General features: G+C 71.1%; 18 protein-coding genes. 9 read left to right on the forward strand and 9 right to left on the reverse strand.

Annotated elements, in window-relative coordinates; translation table 11 throughout:
* Position 1: 1 nt before the first annotated feature.
* Positions 2-670 carry an ABC transporter permease gene (locus tag ACZ6JT_RS17755; protein WP_469210808.1) on the reverse strand — a complete coding sequence of 223 codons (669 nt, stop codon included), beginning with the start codon at positions 668-670 and terminating at the stop codon, positions 2-4.
* 4 nt (positions 671-674) lie between these two features.
* Entirely contained in the window at positions 675-1373 is a 699-nt protein-coding gene (locus ACZ6JT_RS17760; RefSeq protein ID WP_469210810.1) for an ABC transporter permease, read from the reverse strand.
* Positions 1374-1520: 147 nt separating this feature from the next.
* Between ACZ6JT_RS17760 and ACZ6JT_RS17765 the strand changes: the two genes are divergently transcribed.
* Positions 1521-2483, forward strand: a complete 963-nt coding sequence (locus ACZ6JT_RS17765; RefSeq protein ID WP_469210812.1) for an ABC transporter ATP-binding protein — start codon at positions 1521-1523, stop codon at positions 2481-2483.
* A gap of 64 nt (positions 2484-2547) precedes the next feature.
* Here ACZ6JT_RS17765 and ACZ6JT_RS17770 read toward each other — a convergent pair whose 3' ends face one another.
* On the reverse strand, positions 2548-3657 hold the full coding sequence (locus ACZ6JT_RS17770) for an alpha/beta hydrolase (protein ID WP_376619274.1): 1110 nt from the start codon (positions 3655-3657) through the stop codon (positions 2548-2550).
* A 152-nt stretch (positions 3658-3809) separates the two neighbouring features.
* On the opposite strand from ACZ6JT_RS17770, the gene ACZ6JT_RS17775 reads away from it, so the two are divergent.
* The 6 genes from ACZ6JT_RS17775 to ACZ6JT_RS17800 all read left to right on the forward strand — a co-directional run bounded on the left by ACZ6JT_RS17775 (position 3810) and on the right by ACZ6JT_RS17800 (position 8721).
* Positions 3810-5657 (forward strand): phosphatidylglycerol lysyltransferase domain-containing protein, encoded by a 1848-nt coding sequence (locus ACZ6JT_RS17775; protein ID WP_469210814.1) that lies wholly within the window; start codon positions 3810-3812, stop codon positions 5655-5657.
* A gap of 84 nt (positions 5658-5741) precedes the next feature.
* Positions 5742-6614 (forward strand): dihydropteroate synthase, encoded by an 873-nt coding sequence (gene folP / locus ACZ6JT_RS17780; RefSeq protein ID WP_469210816.1) that lies wholly within the window; start codon positions 5742-5744, stop codon positions 6612-6614.
* Between the two features lie 82 nt (positions 6615-6696).
* The gene (locus tag ACZ6JT_RS17785; protein WP_469211550.1) at positions 6697-7083 is read left to right on the forward strand and encodes a nuclear transport factor 2 family protein; all 387 of its coding nucleotides are present in this window, start codon (positions 6697-6699) and stop codon (positions 7081-7083) included.
* A 130-nt stretch (positions 7084-7213) separates the two neighbouring features.
* Positions 7214-7573, forward strand: coding sequence for a dihydroneopterin aldolase (gene folB / locus ACZ6JT_RS17790; RefSeq protein WP_030010912.1), 360 nt, complete (start codon positions 7214-7216; stop codon positions 7571-7573).
* Complete coding sequence (folK, locus tag ACZ6JT_RS17795; RefSeq protein WP_469210818.1) at positions 7570-8178, forward strand: 2-amino-4-hydroxy-6-hydroxymethyldihydropteridine diphosphokinase; 609 nt, start codon at positions 7570-7572, stop codon at positions 8176-8178. Before folB ends, folK begins: the two co-directional genes overlap by 4 nt.
* A gap of 54 nt (positions 8179-8232) precedes the next feature.
* Positions 8233-8721 (forward strand): DUF3180 domain-containing protein, encoded by a 489-nt coding sequence (locus tag ACZ6JT_RS17800; protein WP_030720407.1) that lies wholly within the window; start codon positions 8233-8235, stop codon positions 8719-8721.
* 41 nt (positions 8722-8762) lie between these two features.
* Here the strand turns inward: ACZ6JT_RS17800 and folE are convergent, their stop codons facing one another.
* From folE to dacB, 6 genes are all read right to left on the reverse strand, one after another.
* Positions 8763-9371 carry a GTP cyclohydrolase I FolE gene (folE, locus tag ACZ6JT_RS17805; RefSeq protein WP_362801310.1) on the reverse strand — a complete coding sequence of 203 codons (609 nt, stop codon included), beginning with the start codon at positions 9369-9371 and terminating at the stop codon, positions 8763-8765.
* Positions 9372-9483: 112 nt separating this feature from the next.
* Positions 9484-11520 carry an ATP-dependent zinc metalloprotease FtsH gene (ftsH, locus tag ACZ6JT_RS17810; protein WP_376619280.1) on the reverse strand — a complete coding sequence of 679 codons (2037 nt, stop codon included), beginning with the start codon at positions 11518-11520 and terminating at the stop codon, positions 9484-9486.
* A 225-nt stretch (positions 11521-11745) separates the two neighbouring features.
* Positions 11746-12306, reverse strand: a complete 561-nt coding sequence (gene hpt / locus ACZ6JT_RS17815; protein ID WP_030010907.1) for a hypoxanthine phosphoribosyltransferase — start codon at positions 12304-12306, stop codon at positions 11746-11748.
* 65 nt (positions 12307-12371) lie between these two features.
* Positions 12372-13406, reverse strand: a complete 1035-nt coding sequence (tilS, locus tag ACZ6JT_RS17820; protein WP_469210820.1) for a tRNA lysidine(34) synthetase TilS — start codon at positions 13404-13406, stop codon at positions 12372-12374.
* A 295-nt stretch (positions 13407-13701) separates the two neighbouring features.
* Positions 13702-14838, reverse strand: coding sequence for a zinc-dependent metalloprotease (locus ACZ6JT_RS17825; RefSeq protein WP_469210821.1), 1137 nt, complete (start codon positions 14836-14838; stop codon positions 13702-13704).
* Positions 14839-14898: 60 nt separating this feature from the next.
* Positions 14899-16383, reverse strand: a complete 1485-nt coding sequence (gene dacB / locus ACZ6JT_RS17830) for a D-alanyl-D-alanine carboxypeptidase/D-alanyl-D-alanine endopeptidase (RefSeq protein WP_469210822.1) — start codon at positions 16381-16383, stop codon at positions 14899-14901.
* 134 nt (positions 16384-16517) lie between these two features.
* Between dacB and ACZ6JT_RS17835 the strand changes: the two genes are divergently transcribed.
* Both ACZ6JT_RS17835 and ACZ6JT_RS17840 read left to right on the forward strand, forming a co-directional pair.
* On the forward strand, positions 16518-17012 hold the full coding sequence (locus ACZ6JT_RS17835) for an inorganic diphosphatase (RefSeq protein WP_008742522.1): 495 nt from the start codon (positions 16518-16520) through the stop codon (positions 17010-17012).
* Positions 17013-17234: 222 nt separating this feature from the next.
* On the forward strand, positions 17235-18875 hold the full coding sequence (locus ACZ6JT_RS17840) for a threonine/serine exporter family protein (protein WP_469210823.1): 1641 nt from the start codon (positions 17235-17237) through the stop codon (positions 18873-18875).
* The last annotated feature ends 37 nt before the right edge of the window (positions 18876-18912 follow it).

The raw sequence follows: 18912 nt of genomic DNA on the forward strand, positions 1-18912 counted from the left end.
ATCAGCGGTGGCCCGCGGCCCGCGGCAGCAGCCGGTCCGCCGCCACCAGCGCGCCCTCGACCAGCAGTGCGAGCGCCGCCACCAGCAGGGCGCCCGCGACGACCTGCGGGGTGTTGTACGTGTTGAAGCCGGCCGTGATGATCCGGCCGAGGCCGCCCTGGCCGACCATGGCGGCGATCGTGGCCGTGGCGACGACCTGCACCGCCCCCGAGCGCAGCCCGGTCATCACCAGACCGCGTGCGAGCGGGAGTTCGACGCGCAGGAAGAGCTGTCCGCCGGACATGCCCATGCCCCGGGCGGCCTCCACCACCGCGCGGTCCACCTCGCGCATGCCGACGTACGCGTTCGTCAGCAGCGGCGGGAGGGCGAACAGCACCAGGGCGGCGATGGTCGGCACGTAGCCGGCGTTGCGCAGCGGGGAGACCATGAACAGCGCCAGCACCGCGAAGACCGGAACGGCCCGGCCGATGTTCGAGACGTTGACCGCGAGGGCGCCGCCCTTGCCGAGGTGGCCGAGGTACAGGCCGAACGGCAGCGCCAGCGCGCAGGCGATCGCCAGGGCGACCCCGCTCACGTAGACGTGCTCGCCGAGCCGGTGCCAGACCCCGCTCTCCCCCGACCAGTTGGCGCCGTTCGCCAGCCAGTCCCAGGTCTCTCCCAGTACTCCCACGGCCTCAGGCCCCCTTTCCCGCAGCCGCCGGCCGGGCTCCGGCCCTCGTCCACGGCGTGAGCAGCCGCTGTACGCCCAGCAGCAGCAGGTCGGCCACGAGCGCGAGCAGCACGCACAGCACCGAGGCCGTCAGCACCTGGGCCTTGAAGGAGCTGTTCACCGCCGGGGCGATGAGGTTGCCGAGGCCACCCTTGCCGACGATGGAGCCGACCGTGGTCAGCGCGACCGTCGAGACCGTGGCGATCCGTACGCCGGCGAGCAGCGCGGGCAGCGCCAGCGGCAGTTCGACCTGCCACAGCAGCCGGCCCGGGCCGTACCCCATGCCGCGCGCGGCCTCCCGTACCTCTTCGGGCACGGCCTCCAGGCCGGCCAGCACGTTGCGCACCAGGATCGTCAGCGAATACAGCACGAGCCCGGTGACCACGAGCGCCGCCGAGAGCCCGAAGACCGGCAGCAGCAGGGAGAACATGGCCAGCGAGGGGATCGTGTAGAGCAGCGTGGTGAGCGCCAGCACGGGCGCCGCCCAGCGGCGGCTGCGGCGGGCCAGCAGGGCGAGCGGCACGGACACGGCTATGCCGATCAGGACGGACACGCCCGTGATCCAGATGTGTTCGAGGGTGGCGTCGGTGAGCTCCTGGGAGCGGGAGGTGACGTAGTCCCAGCAGATCCAGTCGTTCGCCACCAGGCAGTTCCGCCCGGCCATGCACCCCACCCCCCGTCATCGAACACACGCTTGCCGGTCACATCCACGAGCGACCATAACCCGCACCGCCCTCCATGGCCGGAATCCTTCGCACCGGAGCAACACGCCCTTCACAAATCCGCACCGCCCGTGCGGAAGGATGGACCCGTGATCCGATTCGAGCACGTGACCAAGCGCTACCCCGACGGGACGACAGCCGTCGAGGACCTGTCCTTCGAGGTGGCGGAGGGTGAGCTGGTCACGCTCGTGGGACCGTCCGGCTGCGGCAAGACGACCACGATGAAGATGGTCAACCGGCTGATCGACCCGACCTCCGGCCGGATCCTGCTCGGCGGCGAGGACATCGCGGCCGCCGACCCGGTCGAGCTGCGCCGCCGCATCGGGTACGTCATCCAGCAGGTCGGGCTGTTCCCGCACAAGACGGTGCTGGAGAACACGGCGACCGTCCCGCAGCTGATCGGCACCCCGAAGGCCAAGGCCCGCGCCCGGGCGGCCGAGCTGCTCGAACTGGTGGGGCTGGATCCGGCCGTGTACGGGGGCCGGTACCCGGAGCAGCTGTCCGGCGGGCAGCGCCAGCGCGTCGGCGTGGCCCGCGCGCTCGCCGCCGATCCGCCGGTGCTGCTGATGGACGAGCCCTTCGGCGCGGTGGACCCCGTGGTGCGCGAACGGCTGCAGAACGAGTTCCTGACCCTGCAGAAGACGGTGCGCAAGACGATCCTGCTGGTCACCCACGACCTGGAGGAGGCCATCCGGCTCGGCGACCGCATAGCGGTCTACGGCACGGGCACCATCGAGCAGTTCGCCCGCCCCGCGGCGGTCCTCGGCTCGCCGGCCACCCCGTACGTGGCCTCCTTCGTCGGCTCGGACCGGGGCCTGAAGCGGCTCGCGGTCACCGCGGTCGAGGCGACCGACCTGGCGGCGGCCGAGGGCGAGGCCCCGGCGGCGGCCGTGGAGCTCGGCGCGACACTGCGCGAGGCGCTCGCGGCCCTGCTCCAGGAGGACTCGGGCCGGATCGGCGTCACGGACCCGGACTCCGGCGCGCTGGTCGGCGTACTGACCCCGGAGGGCGTGCACCGCGCCCTGCGCCGGGCCCAGTTGCAGGAGGCTTAGGGGCAACGCGGAAGGGCCCGGCTCTCCCGAGCCGGGCCCTTCCGCCGTGCGCGCGTCGACGGCCTCAGGCCTGGATGCGCCCGCTCATCCACATCAGCATCGGCGGGATCTCCCGTCGCCACGTGTTGAAGTTGTGGCCACCGCTGTCGAGGATGATCGAGGAGACCCGGTCCGGGCCCTGCACCTTCTTGATGAACTTCCGGGTGTCGCCGAGGTTCGGCTCGCCCTTCTCACTGCTCGTCACGAGGAAGGACGTACCGCTCGGCTTCTTGTTCTCGATGCTGTGCAGGACGTCCGCGCGCTTCTTCAGCTTCTCGTCCCCGTGGAACAGGTCGCCGGTCGTCGGGTCGTCCGGGGCGTCGTAGTACGCGGACAGGCCGGCGGCGGCGCCGAACGTCTGCGGGTAGTGCGCGGCGATCTTCAGGGCGCAGTAACCGCCCGTGGAGTTCCCGATGAAGCCCATGTTCTGCGGCTTCTTGCCGACCCGGAAGGTGTTCGTGATGGCCTGCGGAAGGTCCTCGCCGAAGAAGGTCTCGGTCTGCGGGCCACCGGGTATGTCGACGCACTCGGTGTCACGCGGCGGCGCGATGGTCGGGCGCAGCATGACCAGGATCATCGGCTTCATCTTGCCCGACTTGGACAGGCTGAAGGCCTTCATGGGGTAGTCGAGCCCTTTGATCAGGTTCTCGGCGGTGCCCGGGTAGCCCGTCAGGACGATGGAGGCGGGGAAGTTCTGGTCCTTGTGCTGCGGCTGGAAGTACTCCGGCGGGAGCCAGACGTAGCCGGGGCTCGTTATCTTCGACTTCTGCCCGGTTATGGCAACCTTCAGGATCTGACCGCCGACCTGGGGCTTGGCGCCACCGGGGACGTCCAGCTTCTGCTTGTCGACGACCTTGATGTCGTCGCTGCTCATCGAGTGGTCGACGACCTTGCCCATGGACGTCTCCTGGCCGAACAGGTCGGCCCAGGAACCGTAGAAGAGGAACGACTTGTTAGCCGCGAGACCCACAGCCGAGAACAGCGCCAGCTGCGTCGCCAGCAGGAGCCCGATCCGGCCGGCGACGGCACGCCAGGTGCGGCCCGACAGCTTCGGCCACAGCCAGACCGTGGCGGCGAAGAGCAGCACACCGGCCAGGATGGCCAACGCCAGAACCGTAGTACTCGTGAGACCCATGAGCAGTCAGTCGACTTTCTGATGGCAGGACTTTTTTTTTCCGACGAAAGAGTGAACCCGCTCCTCGTCGATGTCGTCCTAAGGGACGCACCACACACCGGAGGCTGTCGCGGCCTTCGGCCACATGATCTCTCGCGGAGCAACGGGAAGCGATGTCTAGCAGGATAGATGGCGATAAGTCGGGACAGGTTCCGAGCAGGGTCCGCCGAATCCTCCGAGGCCCACAGCCGGAGTCGGTGCCCGGCCTGGTAGGTACGGCCGTCATGATCGTCGGCCTTCTGGACATCGCGGCAGGAGTCTTCCCGCGCTTCCGGCACAGCAGGATCCACGCCGTGGCGGAGGTGCTGCCGGTCTTCGGCCCGTTCGCGGCCGCCCTCGCCATCAGCGCGGGCGTCCTGCTCCTGCTGCTCGCGCACGGCCTCAAGCGCCGCAAGCGCCGGGCCTGGCGGGCGGCGGTCGTCCTGCTGCCGGCCGGCGCGGCGGCGCAGTTCCTGTACCGCCACTCGATCCCCGGCGTGGTCATCGCGGCGCTGCTCTTCGCGCTGCTGCTGCGCCACCAGGGTGAGTTCAAGGCGCTGCCCGACCCGCGCAGCCGCTGGAAGGCGCTCGCGAACTTCGTGCTGATGAGCGCCGGCTCCATCGGCCTCGGCCTGCTCATCGTCAACGTCCACCCGAACCGGGTCGTCGGCAACCCGGGCCTGTACGAGCAGATCAAGCACGTCGTCTACGGCCTCTTCGGCTTCGAGGGCCCCGTCGCCTACGCCGGCCAGGTCTCCTGGACCGTCGGCTACTCCCTCGGCGCGCTCGGCATGCTGACCGCGCTCACCACCATGTACCTGGCCTTCCGCCCCGAGCACCCCGCCGCCCGGCTCACCGCCGACGACGAGGGCAAGCTGCGCGAGCTGCTCGCCAAGCACGGCGGCCGCGACTCCCTCGGGCACTTCGCGCTCCGCCGCGACAAGGCCGTCGTCTTCTCCCCCAGCGGCAAGGCCGCCGTCACCTACCGCGTCGTCTCCGGTGTGATGCTCGCCTCCGGCGACCCCATCGGCGACGTCGAGGCCTGGCCCGGCGCCATCGAGCGGTTCATGGACGAGGCCAAGGCCCACTCGTGGACCCCGGCCGTCGTGGGCTGCAGCGAGACCGGCGGCGAGGTCTGGACCCGCGAGACCGGCCTCGACGCCCTGGAGCTGGGTGACGAGGCGATTGTCGATGTCAAAGACTTCTCCCTTTCGGGCCGCGCCATGCGCAATGTCCGCCAGATGGTGAAGCGCATCGAGCGCAACGGCTACACCACCAAGGTCCGCCGGGTCAGCGAGCTGACCGAGGAGGAGCTGGAGCAGGTCCGCGGCGCCGCCGAGGCCTGGCGCGGCACCGACACCGAGCGCGGTTTCTCCATGGCCCTGGGCCGGGTCGGCGAGGAGGGCGACGGCGACTGCTTCATCGCCACCGCGCACCGCGTGGAGGAGGGCGACAACAGCCCCTTCGGCGACCTCAAGGCCGTCCTGCACTTCGTCCCGTGGGGCAAGGACGGCATGTCGCTGGAGCTGATGCGCCGCGACCGCGCCGCCGACCCCGGCATGAACGAGCTGCTCATCGTGGCCTCCCTGGAGGCGGCCCCGTCCCTGGGCATCGAGAAGGTCTCGCTGAACTTCGCGATGTTCCGCGCGGCCCTCGCCCGCGGCGAGAAGATCGGCGCCGGCCCGGTGCTGCGGATGTGGCGCGGCCTGCTGGTCTTCCTGTCGCGCTGGTTCCAGATCGAGTCGCTGTACAAGTTCAACGAGAAGTTCCGCCCCCGCTGGGAGCCGCGCTTCATGGTCTACCGCAGCACCCGCGACCTACCCCGCATCGGCTTCGCCGTGATGCAGGCCGAGGGCTTCGTGACGCTGGCCCTGCCGCGCCTCTTCGCGAGCCGCCGCCGCCCCAAGCCGGTCCGCACGTGCGCGCACAACCACATGACGACCGTCCCGAAGCAGACGGAGCGCGAGGTCCAGGCCGCCTAGCGGCCCCGTACGCCCACCGGGGCCCCGGCGCTCGCGAGACCGCCGGGGCCCTTCCGTATCCAGGTCAGCCCTACCCTTGGACCTATGAACACGAAGCGCGGAGCCACCGGCAGGGGCCGGGTCTCAGGTCTGCCGGAGTGGGACCGCTGCGCGGTCATGGGCGTCGTCAACGTCACGCCCGACTCCTTCTCCGACGGCGGCCGCTGGTTCGACACCACGGCGGCCGTCAAGCGCGGCCTCGACCTCGTCAAGCAGGGCGCCGACCTCGTCGACGTCGGCGGCGAGTCCACCCGGCCCGGCGCCTCCCGCGTCGACGAGGAGGAGGAGCTGCGCCGGGTCGTCCCCGTGGTGCGCGGCCTCGCCTCCGAGGGCGTCACCGTGTCCGTCGACACCATGCGCGCGGCCGTCGCCGCCCGGGCCGTCGCCGCGGGCGCCGCACTCGTCAACGACGTCAGCGGCGGCCTCGCCGACCCCGGCATGATCCCGGCCGTCGCCGCCGCCGAGGTGCCCTTCGTGGTGATGCACTGGCGCGGATTCAGCGCCGGCATGAACAGCCTCGCCGTCTACGACGACGTGCTCGCCGAGGTCACCGCCGAGCTCCGGGCCCGCATCGACGCCGTCGTGGCCGGCGGGATCGCCCCCGAGCGGCTCGTCGTCGACCCCGGCCTCGGCTTCGCCAAGAACGCCGAGCACGACCTGGCCCTGGTCGCCCACCTGCCCGAGCTGCGAGCGCTGGGCTTCCCGCTGCTGGTCGCCGCGTCGAGGAAGCGTTTCCTCGGCCGGGTCCTCGCCGGCGCGCGGGACGCGGCCCCGCCGCCCGCCCGCGAGCGCGACGCGGCGACGGCCGCCGTCTCGGCCATCGCCGCCCACCAGGGCGCCTGGGCCGTACGGGTCCACGAGGTACGGGCGACCGCGGACGCGGTTCGGGTGGCCCGTGCCGTGGAAGGGGCACTCTGATCCTCAACGACCGACAAGGAGCACTGTGAGCAGAACCGACATCGAAGCGGTCGAAGAGGTCAACACGGCCTTCTACGAGGCAATGGAGCGGGGGGACTTCGACGCTCTGTCGGCGCTCTGGCTGGAGGACGAGATCTCCTGCGTGCACCCCGGCTGGCCCGTGCTCTCCGGCCGCGGCGAGGTGCTCCGCTCGTACGCCCTGATCATGTCCCACACGGACTACATCCAGTTCTTCCTCACCGACACCAAGGTGGCCGTGATCGGCGACACCGCCCTGGTGACGTGCACGGAGAACATCCTCAGCGGGGGACCCGCCGAGGACGGCGGGGAGCTCGGCCCGCTCGTCGGCCAGCTCGTCGTCGCGACGAATGTGTTCCGACGCACATCCGAGGGCTGGCGCCTCTGGTCCCACCACGGTTCTCCGGTCCTCACGGAGTCCGAGGACGAGGATGAGGACGACGCCGCCTGACCCCTTCGGCGGGACCCGGACTGTTTCGCAGGTAAATTCGAAGTCGGACGACGCCGACCGCACTCGGCGTAGGCCCATGGCCCCGGGGAGTCCCGGGACCGGAAGCACTACGAAAGCAGGAGTGATTCGCGTGGATCGTGTCGCGCTGCGCGGCCTCAAGGCTCGCGGGCACCACGGCGTCTTCCCCCGGGAGCGCGAGGAGGGCCAGACCTTCATCGTCGACCTGGTGCTGCACCTCGACACCCGCCCCGCGGCGGCCGGGGACGACCTGGCGAAGACCGTGCACTACGGGGTGGTCGCCGAGGAAGTCGTCGACGTGGTCCAGGGAGAACCCGTGGACCTGATCGAGACCCTTGCCGAGCGGATCGCCCAGCAGTGCCTCAAGCACGAGGCGGTGGCGCAGGTGGAGGTCGTCGTCCACAAGCCGGACGCGCCCATCACCGTCCCGTTCGACGACGTGACCATCACGATCACCCGGAGCCGCGCATGAACAACGGACTGAACGCCCAGAGCGACCCCACCGTCCAGCCGGTACCCGCCTCCGTCGTGGAGACGGTCGACGCGGCGGACGTCACCCTGTCCAACCCGAAATGGGCCGTCATCGCGCTCGGCGCGAACCTCGGCAACCGGCTGGAGACCCTCCAGGGCGCCGTCGACGCCCTCGGCGACACCCCGGGCCTGCGGGTCAAGGCCGTCTCCCCCGTCTACGAGACGGAGCCGTGGGGCGTCGAGCCCGGCTCGCAGCCCTCGTACCTCAACGCGGTCGTCGCGGTGAAGACCACGCTGCCCCCGTCCTCGCTCCTGGAGCGCGGCCACGCCATCGAGGAGGCCTTCGACCGCGTCCGCGAGGAGCGCTGGGGCCCCCGCACGATCGACGTGGACATCGTCGCGTACGCCGACCGGGTCTCCGACGACCCCGTCCTCACCCTGCCGCACCCGCGCGCCCACCAGCGCGCCTTCGTGCTGGCCCCCTGGCACGACATCGACCCGGAGGCCCTGATCCCGGGCCGCGGGCCGGTCGCCGCGCTCCTGGCCGAAACCGGCCTGAGCGGCGTCACGCCGCGCCCGGACCTGGAACTCCACCTCCCGGAGTAGTCGTTACCCTGTGGACTGCCTGACGGATCAGCGCGGAAAGCGGGGAACGGGCAAGTGAAGCAACTGAGGCCGGCGGTCCTGGCGGGCATCTTCGTGGTCGCCGGCGTCCTGTCCTGGGCGGGTGCCCGGCTGTGGAACGCGTACGGCACCCTGCCGGGCGTTCCGCTGGCCGCGCCGATCGTCCTGGGCGTCATCGCGGCCGTGCTGCTGGCCACGGCCCTGTCCATGCGGTCCCGGCTCAAGGCGCAGCGCGAGCGCCGGCCGGGGGCCAAGGGCGTGGAGCCGCTGATGGCGGCCCGTGCGGTGGTCTTCGGCCAGGCCAGCGCGCTCGTGGCGGCGCTGGTGGCCGGCATGTACGGCGGGGTGGGCGTCTTCCTGCTGACCGACTCCCTGGACATCCCCGCCCGCCGCGATCAGGCCTGGTACGCCGGCGCCTCGGTCCTCGCCGGAGTGGCCGTCATCGCCGCCGCCCTCTTCCTGGAGCACGTGCTCAAGCTTCCGGAGGACGACGACACCACGCCGGAGGCCCCGGCCCGCGCCTAGGCCCTGTCTGGGCGACGGCGCGGTGGGGGGCGTCGGCCGGCTCAGCGGGCCATGATCAGCGACATGGCCTCGTTGCGGGTGGCGGGGTCGCGGAGCTGGCCGCGGACCGCCGAGGTGATGGTCTTCGCACCGGGCTTGCGGACGCCGCGCATGGTCATGCACATGTGCTCGCACTCGATGACCACGATGACCCCGCGCGGGTCCAGGATCTCCATCAGGGAGTCCGCGATCTGGGTGGTCAGGCGCTCCTGCACCTGGGGGCGGCGGGCGTACACGTCCACCAGGCGGGCCAGCTTCGACAGGCCGGTGATCTTGCCGTCGGTGGACGGGATGTAGCCGACGTGCGCGACACCGTGGAAGGGCACCAGGTGGTGCTCGCACGAGCTCATGACCTCGATGTCCTTCACGAGGACCATCTCGTCGTGGCCGATGTCGAACGTCGTGGTCAGGACCTCTTCGGGCCGCTGGTACAGGCCGGCGAATATCTCCCGGTACGACCGCGCCACGCGCGCCGGGGTCTCCAGGAGACCCTCCCGGTCCGGGTCCTCGCCGACCGCGATCAGGAGCTCGCGAATCGCCGCCTCGGCACGCTTCTCGTCGAACTCGCCGATCGTGCCCTCGTCGCCGGTCAGGGTCACTGGGTCGGTCATCTCTTCCTCGTTCCTGTGTGCACAGCGCTCGCGGCCACCCAAGCATGACCAGATGAAAGTGCCGCGCCCCCCAGGCTAGAACCTGGGGGGCGCGGCTTCCATTCCGGGTGGATCAGGCCTCAGGGCGGTCCTCGGGGGCCACCTCGATGCCCTTCTCCGTCGAGACCGGCGAAACGGCGGTCGTCGCCGAGGTGCCGTTCGCCGAGTTCGTCAGCTGGAGCTCCTTGGGAGAGAGCACCGGCGGACGGGTGGAGGGGGTGCGGCGGGAGGAACCGGTCCACGCGGGACGGGCCGGACGCTTCACGATCGTCGAGAAGATCTCGGCGATCTGCTCCTTGTTCAGCGTCTCCTTCTCCAGCAGCGCGAGGACCAGGTTGTCGAGGACGTCACGGTTCTCGACGAGGATCTCCCAGGCCTCGTTGTGCGCGGTCTCGATGAGCTTCTTGACCTCTTCGTCGACCAGCGCCGCGACCTCTTCCGAGTAGTCCCGCGGGTGCGACATCTCGCGGCCCAGGAACGGCTCGGTGTTGTCGCCGCCGAACTTGATCGCACCGAGACGCTCGGTCATGCCGTACTGCGTGACCATGGCCCGCGCCGTGGCGGTGGCCTTCTCGATGTCGTTCGCCGCGCCCGTGGTCGGGTCGTGGAAGACCAGCTCCTCGGCCGCGCGCCCACCCAGCATGTACGCCAGCTGGTCGAGCATCTCGTTGCGCGTGGTGGAGTACTTGTCCTCGTCGGGGAGGACCATGGTGTAGCCCAGGGCCCGGCCGCGGGACAGGATCGTGATCTTGTGGACCGGGTCGGAGTTCGGGGAGGCCGCCGCGACCAGGGCGTGTCCGCCCTCGTGGTACGCGGTGATCTTCTTTTCCCGGTCCGACATGATCCGGGTCCGCTTCTGCGGGCCCGCCACGACGCGGTCGATCGCCTCGTCCAGCGAGTGGTTGTCGATCAGCTTCTTGTCCGAGCGGGCCGTGAGCAGCGCGGCCTCGTTCAGGACGTTGGACAGATCGGCACCGGTGAAGCCGGGCGTACGGCGGGCGACGGCGCCCAGGTCGACGTCCGGGGCGACCGGCTTGCCCTTCTGGTGGACCTTGAGGATCTCCAGACGGCCCTGCATGTCCGGACGGTCGACCGCGATCTGCCGGTCGAAGCGGCCGGGGCGCAGCAGTGCCGGGTCGAGGATGTCCGGACGGTTCGTGGCGGCGATCAGGATGACCCCGCCCTTCACGTCGAAGCCGTCCATCTCGACCAGCAGCTGGTTGAGGGTCTGCTCGCGCTCGTCGTGACCGCCGCCGAGACCCGCACCGCGATGCCGGCCGACGGCGTCGATCTCGTCGACGAAGACGATCGCCGGGGCGTTGGCCTTGGCCTGCTCGAACAGGTCGCGGACACGCGAGGCACCGACACCGACGAACATCTCGACGAAGTCGGATCCGGAGATCGAGTAGAAGGGAACACCGGCCTCGCCCGCGACGGCGCGCGCGAGCAGGGTCTTGCCGGTGCCGGGCGGGCCGTACAGCAGCACGCCCTTGGGGATCTTGGCGCCGACGGCCTGGAACTTCGCCGGCTCCTGGAGGAACTCCTTGATCTCGTGGAGTTCCTCGACGGCCTCGTCCGAGCCCGCCACATCGGCGAACGTCGTCTTCGGGGTGTCCTTGGTGATGAGCTTGGCCTTGGACTTCCCGAAGTTCATGACCCGGGAGCCGCCGCCCTGCATCTGGTTCATCAGGAACAGGAAGACAACGACGATGAGGACGAAGGGCAGGAGCGAGAGGAGAACGCTCAGGAACGGGCTGGTCTTGTCCGGAGTGACGGAGTACCCGTCCGGGATCTGACCGGCGTCGTACTTGGTCTGGAGGCTCTGGGCGAGCTGGACGCCCTGATCCCCGATGTAGTTGGCCTGGAACTTGGTGCCGTCATGCTTGCCGAGCTTCTGGCCGTCGCGCAGCTCGATCTTGATCATCTGGCTGTCGCCGGTGGTCAGCTTCGCTGTCTCCACCTGGCCAGTGTTGATCGCCTTGATGACCTCGCTCGTGTCCACCGACTTGTAGCCGCCGCCGGAGCCGACGACATTCATCAACACGACCACGGCGAGGACGGCCAGCACGATCCACATGACCGGCCCACGGAAGTATCGCTTCACGTCCATCCATACGGGGCGCCAGGCGCCCCGTCCCTCCTGCCCGTAGGTAAATGCTGCTGTGAGTAAAGACTGTTCTTCGGAATGTACCCCTGTATTGTCACCCGCGGCCCTGTGGGACGGCTGACAGACCCGCCTTCCCCTGCTCCAACGGCGGGAATCGCCCACAGGTTCCCCGGAGCCTCCGGTGCTTTCCCGCGAGGCCCCGGAGACCGGGAGCGGCCGGGAGCGGGATCAGCCGCCGTAGACGTGCGGGGCGAGCGTGCCGACGAACGGCAGGTTGCGGTACTTCTCCGCGTAGTCGAGGCCGTAGCCCACCACGAACTCGTTGGGGATGTCGAAGCCGACCCACTTCACGTCGATCGCGACCTTCGCGGCCTCGGGCTTGCGCAGCAGCGTGACGACCTCGAGGGAGGCCGGCTGGCGGGAGCCCAGGTTCGACAGCAGCCAGGACAGCGTCAGACCGGAGTCGATGATGTCCTCGACGATCAGGACGTGCTTGTCCTTGATGTCGGTGTCCAGGTCCTTGAGGATCCGGACCACACCCGAGGACTGGGTCCCGGCGCCGTACGAGGACACCGCCATCCAGTCCATGGTGAGCGGGGTGGACAAGGCGCGCGCCAGGTCCGCCATCACCATCACGGCGCCCTTGAGCACACCGACGATGAGCAGGTCCTTGCCCGCGTACTCCGCGTCGATCTTCGCGGCCAGCTCGGCCAGCTTCGCGTCGATCTCTTCCTTGGTGATGAGCACCGACTGGAGGTCGTTGCCCATGTCCTTCTCGTCCACCCGCATCACTTTCGTTGTCGGCCGGGGCTCCGGGGGTGTCCCCGGAGGACTCAGCCGTGTTTCAGCACCAATCAGCCCTGCCGGATGACAAGTCTGCCACCCTGCCGCTGGGCCTCGACCCGGCCGGGCAGGTTGATGGCGCCCTGGCCGCGCCATCCGGTGATGAGCCGGTCGACTTCCTCGATGTGGCGGGCGAAGAGGGAGCCCGCGGGAGAGCCGGCGGCGACCACGGCCCTGCGCAGCACCCGGCGGCGGACGGCCGGGGGCAGGGCGTACAGCTTGGCGCACTCCAGGCGGCCGTCCGCGTCCCGTACGCCGGTCTCGGCCTCGGCGGCCCAGGCGTCGAGGGCGTCGGCGTCGTCGCGGGAGAGCTGGGCGGTGCGGGCCAGTGCCTCGACGACCCCCTTGCCCAGCGCCTTCTCCAGGGCGGGCAGTCCCTCGTGGCGCAGCCGGGAGCGGGTGTAGGCGGGGTCGATGTTGTGCGGGTCGTCCCAGACGGCGAGGGACTGGACCATGCAGGCCTTGCGGGCGGTCTGCCGGTCGACCTGGAGGAAGGGGCGGCGGTAGCGGTGGCTGCGGCCCGGGCCTCCGGACTTTTCGGCCATGCCGGACAGCGAGCGGATCCCGGAGCCGCGGGCGAGGCCCAGCAGGACGGTTTCGGCTTGATCGTCCCGGGTGTGGCCCAGAAGCACGGCGACGGCTCCGAGGCGGTCTGCGGCCTCGTCCAGGGCCCCGTAGCGGGCATCGCGGGCGGCGGCTTCGGGTCCGCCGTCACGGCCGACGCGCACGGCGACGGACTCCACCGGGTCGAGGCGGAGTGCGCTCATGCGGGTGACGACCTCGGCGGCGCGCAGGTCGGAGCCGGCCTGGAGCCCGTGGTCGACGGTGATGCCGCCGGCCCGGATCCCGAGTTTGGGGGCCTCGAAGGCGAGGGCGGAGGCGAGCGCCATGGAGTCGGCGCCGCCGGAGCAGGCGACGAGGACGAGTGGCCGGCTGCCCGCTGCGGTGCGAGGGTCGGCGGGGGTGTCGGTGAGGTCGGTGAGGACGTCGTGGAGTACGCGGCGGACCGCCAGGCGTATCGCCGCGACCGCAGGATGGGGACCCATGTCCGGTGCCCTTCGATGGAGTTCGGATGCCTCGGAGGCGTTGGGGTGTGGTGCGCTGGGGGTGGTGCCCGGTGCCCCCGCGGGGCGGGGGCCGTCGCTCAGAGATGTCACTCAGAGTGCGTCGATGGTGACAGAAGTGAGCCGTTCCCCGAGCATCGCACGCCCTTCCACGGCCCACGGTCCCTCGGATGGGTGATGCTGCTTCCCCCAGTGAGACAGGTTCAGGCCTGTCCGTCACGTGGGGGGCGGCGGCGCCCCGCACGGGGCGGACAGGCCTGAGCTCCTCGAGCCACCCTCATTCGCTTCCGTCGCTCCCCTTGCGGTGGACCCGGGCCACCCACTCGGCGGGCTTGGCGATCTCGGCCTTGGTCGGCAATGTGTTCGGGGAGGTCCAGACCCGGTTGAAGCCGTCCATGCCGACCTGGTCGACGACGGCGCGCACGAAGCGCTCGCCGTCGCGGTACTGGCGCAGCTTGGCGTCGAGGCCGAGGAGCTTGCGCAGGGCGGAGTCGAGGCGGCCGGCTCCGCTGGCCCTGCGCTGCTGGAACTTCTCGCGGATCTCGGCGACCGAGGGCACCACCTGCGGGCCCACGCCGTCCATGACGAAGTCGGCGTGGCCCTCCAGGAGGGACATGACGGCGGTGAGGCGGCCCAGGATCTCCCGCTGCTCGGGGGTCTGCACGAGCTCGACGAGGGAGCGGCCCTCCTCGCCGTGCTCGGCGTCCGGGCGGGCTCCCACGAAGGACTGGGCGGCCTCCCGGATGCGCTCCAGCACGGTCGCCGGGTCCACCTCGGTGGCGCCCAGGAACGTCTGGATTTCGCCTTCGAGGTGGTCCCTCAGCCACGGGACGGCCGTGAACTGTGTACGGTGCGTCTCCTCGTGCAGGCAGACCCACAGCCGGAAGTCGTGCGGGTTCACCTCCAGCTCGCGCTCGACGTGCACGATGTTGGGGGCGACGAGCAGCAGCCGGCCGCCCGAGGCCGAGGCCGGCAGGTCGCGCGAGACCGGGGCGAAGGTCTCGTACTGGCCGAGGACCCTGGAGGCCAGGAAGCTCAGCAGCATGCCCAGCTCGACGCCGGTGACCTTGCCGCCGACCGCGCCGAGCACGGCTCCGCCGGGGGCGCCCGCGCGGCGGTCCTGCATCTTGGCGAGGAGCGGCTGGAGCAGCTCGCGGAACCCGGCGACATTGGCCTTGACCCAGCCGGCGCGGTCGACGACCAGGACGGGGGTGTCGGGGGCGGCGGACCCCTCCGGGATCATCCCGGTGAACTCGCGCACGTGTCGTTCCGAGATCCTGGCGTGCCCGCGCAGCTCCGCGACGACCGCCCGTGCCTCGTCCCGGGTGACCTCCGGCCCGGGACGCACCAAGCGGGTCGCGGTCGCCACCGCGAGGTTCCAGTCGACCATCTCCGCACCACTGATGCTCGTCATGCGTCAACCGTACGTGGGCAGGGCGCCCTGCGGACCCCCTCGGGCCCGGCCCGGACGGACCTACGACGTGGTGGCGACGGCCGCGGCCAGCTTGTCGAGGGCCTTCTCCGCGCCCTCGGGACCGGGTGCGTTCGCAGTCAGGAAGGCGAAGGCGAGCAGTCGGCCGGAGGAGTCGACGACGGTCCCGGAGAGCGAGTTCACGCCGGTCAGGGTGCCCGTCTTGGCCCGGAGCAGGCCCGCGGCCGGGGAGGTGCCCGCGTTGCGGCCGCGCAGGGTCCCGGTGAAGCCGGCGACGGGCAGTCCGGTCAGGACCGGCCGCAGCTCCGGGCGCTGCGGGTCGGCGGCCTTGGTGAGCAGACCGGTCAGCAGGCCGGCGCTGACCTTGTCGGCGCGACCCAGGCCGCTGCCGTCGGCGAAGCGGGAGCCCGCGGTGTCGACGCCGAGGGCGGCGAGCCTGGCGGCGACGGCCTTCTCGGCGCCTTCGAAGCTGGCGGGCTGCCCGGAGGCGAGGGCGGTCTGGCGGGCGAGGGCCTCGGCGATGTCGTTGTCGCTGTTGGTCAGCATCCGCTCGACGAGCCCGGCCACCGGGGTGGAGAGGGTGGTGGCGAGCGGTTGGGCGGCGGCGCCCGTACCGGCGGCGGCCTTCGCCCTGGCGGGTTCGCCGGTGACCTTGATGCCGCGCTCGGTGAGCAGGGTCCGGAAGGCGCGGGCGGCGTCCTTGGACGGGTCGTCGGTCCGGTCCACGGGTCCGGAGGTGGAGTCGTCGGGGCGGCCCTCGTCGGCCGTCAGGGCGGTCACCAGCGCGATGTTGGGGTTGACGCCGATCGGGTGGCGGGCGGGGCCGGTGTAGAGGCTGTCGTCGTAGCCGAGGGTCACGGTGTCGGTCCCGGCGGCCTTGAGGGCCTGCGCGGTGTCGGCGGCGAGCGCGACGAGGCTGCCGCCGGATCCGGCGGGGCTCTTCTTCTTCGCGGTGAGGGAGGGGTCGCCGCCTCCGACCAGGACGATCTGTCCGGGGGCGGCTCCGGGCACGACGGTGGTCCTGATCCGGTGCTCGGGCCCGAGCGCGGACAGCGCGGCGGCAGCGGTGACGATCTTGACGGTGGAGGCGGGGGTCATGGCGTCCCGCGCCCCCGACTCGTAGAGGACCTGCCCGGTGGCGGTGTCGACGACCGAGGCGGTACGGACGGTGCCGAGCGCGGGGTCGGCCAGCAGCGGCCCGAGCGCGGCGGCGAGCTTCCCGGAGGCGGCGGGGACGGCCGCCTGACCCTGCGCGACGCCGGGGCCGATCGCGCCGAGCACCCCGGGGGCGCTGGGGGCGGCCTGGGGCAGGAGACCAGAACCGGGCCCGCGGCCGTGATCTGCGCCACCCGTGAGGCCCCAGGAGGCGGCTCTGTCCCGCTCGGCCTTACGCTGGCCGGAGTCCCAGGGACCGGCGGCGGCCACCGCTGCCACCGACAGGGCGAGGCCGGCGACGGCCGCACCCGCGATGAGCTGCCACGACTTGACCAATGGCACCTCGGACCAGCCCCTTTCGCGATCACACATATGCGTGAGGGACACTTAACCATTGCGTCTTGCCGCGAGCATGGCACCCCACCCGGCAGGGCCGGGGCGGTCGCGCACGCAGGTGAGTCACACGCAGTCTCGAAGCAATGAAGCTGATCATGGAGGAGCAGGACGTGGAGTTCGACGTCACCATCGAGATCCCCAAGGGTTCGCGGAACAAGTACGAGGTGGACCACGAGACCGGCCGGATCCGTCTGGACCGTCGCCTCTTCACCTCGACCAGCTACCCGGCCGACTACGGCTTCGTCGAGAACACCCTCGGCGAGGACGGCGACCCGCTGGACGCGCTGGTCATCCTGGACGAGCCGACCTTCCCCGGCTGCCTGATCAAGTGCCGCGCCATCGGCATGTTCCGCATGACGGACGAGGCGGGCGGCGACGACAAGCTGCTCTGCGTGCCGGCCTCGGACCCGCGTGTCGAGCACCTGCGCGACATCCACCACGTCTCCGAGTTCGACCGCCTGGAGATCCAGCACTTCTTCGAGGTCTACAAGGACCTGGAGCCGGGCAAGTCGGTCGAGGGCGCCAACTGGGTCGGCCGCACCGAGGCCGAGGCCGAGATCGAGGCCTCGTACAAGCGCCTCGAGGCGCAGGGTGGCCACCACTAGGCTCCGCCGGTGAGCAGGGTCGGGGAATCCCCCGGCCCCTTGGCTTCGACAGTGGGCGGCACCCCGCGACGGGGGTGCCGCCCACTGTCGTTTTCATGCCTCCGGCGCGTTTCCCGGGCTCTGCCCGGACCCGCACGGCACGGGCACGGCACCGGCCGGCTTCGCCATGGAGCAAACGGTTCCGCATACTGATACGGCAGGTGATCACGGACTGGAGGACGCGTGGCGGAGGCCGACGGGGCAGAGGACAGGAAGCCCCAGTCCGACGAGGCGCACAGCGCCTTCACGCCGCCGCCCGGGATGGAGCCGGACGCCCTCGACGACGACCAGCCCACCTCGGAGTTCGCCCGTCCGGCCGGCGCCGAGCCGGTGCAGCCCGAGCCCGAGGGTTCGGCCTTCGCCACCCCGGCCACCTACAGCGCCGCGCACTCCCCGCCCGCCTACACCCCGGGCCAGGACTTCCACGTCGTCCAGCTGAAGGAATCCCCCTGGCAGGACCGCATGCGCACGATGCTGCGCATGCCGGTCGACGTGCGTCCGGTACCGGACCTCGTGCAGCGGCCGAGCGAGGCCGGGCCCGCCGTGGGCCGCGTGCTCGACCTGACCCTGCGCATCGGCGAGCTGCTGCTCGCGGGCGGCGAGGGCGCCGAGGACGTGGAGGCCGCCATGTTCGCGGTGACCCGCTCCTACGGGCTGGACCGCTGCGAGCCCACCGTCACCTTCACCCTGCTGTCGATCACCCACCAGCCCTCGCTGGTGGACCACCCGGTCTCGGCGAACCGGACCGTGCGCCGCCGCGGCACCGACTACAACCGGCTCTCGGCCGTCTACCGCCTGGTGGACGACATCAGCGCCCCCGAGATCGACATCTCGCTGGAGGAGGCCTACCGGCGCCTCGCCGAGATCCGCCGCAACCGGCACCCCTACCCCGGCTGGATGCTCACCTGCGCCGCCGGACTGCTCGCCGGCGCCGCCTCCACCCTGGTCGGCGGCGGGGTGCTGGTGTTCATCGCGGCGGCGCTCGGCGCGATCCTCGGCGACCGGCTGGCCTGGCTGTGCGCCGGCCGCGGGCTGCCGGAGTTCTACCAGTTCGTGGTCGCGGCCATGCCTCCGGCCGCGATCGGGGTGGCGCTGAACATGACCGCGATCGACGTCAAGGCCTCCGCGGTCATCACCGGCGGACTCTTCGCGCTGCTGCCCGGGCGGGCCCTGGTCGCGGCGGTGCAGGACGGCCTGACCGGCTTCTACATCACGGCCTCCGCCCGCCTGCTGGAGGTCATGTACCTCTTCATCGGCATCATCATGGGCGTGCTGGTCGTGCTGTACGTCGGCCTGCAGTTCGACGCCTCCCCCCGGCCCGAGGAGGTCCTGGAGATCCAGGAGCGGCCGCTGATCCAGATCGCGGCCTCGATGGTGCTGGTCTTCACCTTCGCGGTCCTGCTCCAGCAGGAACGTTCCACCGTGTGGATCGTGACCCTCAACGGCGGGGTCGCCTGGGTCACCTTCGGCGCCCTGCACTACGCGGGCGGGATTCCGCCCGTGCCGTCCACCGCCGTCGCCGCCGGGCTGGTGGGCCTCTTCGGGCAGCTCTTCTCCCGCTACCGCTTCGCTTCCGCCCTGCCGTACGTGACGGCCGCCATCGGCCCGCTGCTGCCCGGCTCTGCGACGTACTACGGCCTGCTGCTGATCGCCGAGAACCGGCTGAACGAGGGCCTCGGCTCCCTGGTGAACGCGGCGGCCATCGCGCTGGCCATCGCCATCGGGGTCAACCTGGGGTCGGAGACGTCCCGGCTGTTCATGCGGATCCCGGGGGCCGCGAGCGCCGCGAAGCGCCGCGCGGCGAAGCGGACCAGGGGCTTCTAGCCCGGCTGGGCACAGGTACGCCCCCACGGGCTCTCGC

Source organism: Streptomyces sp. NPDC046308, assembly GCF_055588065.1.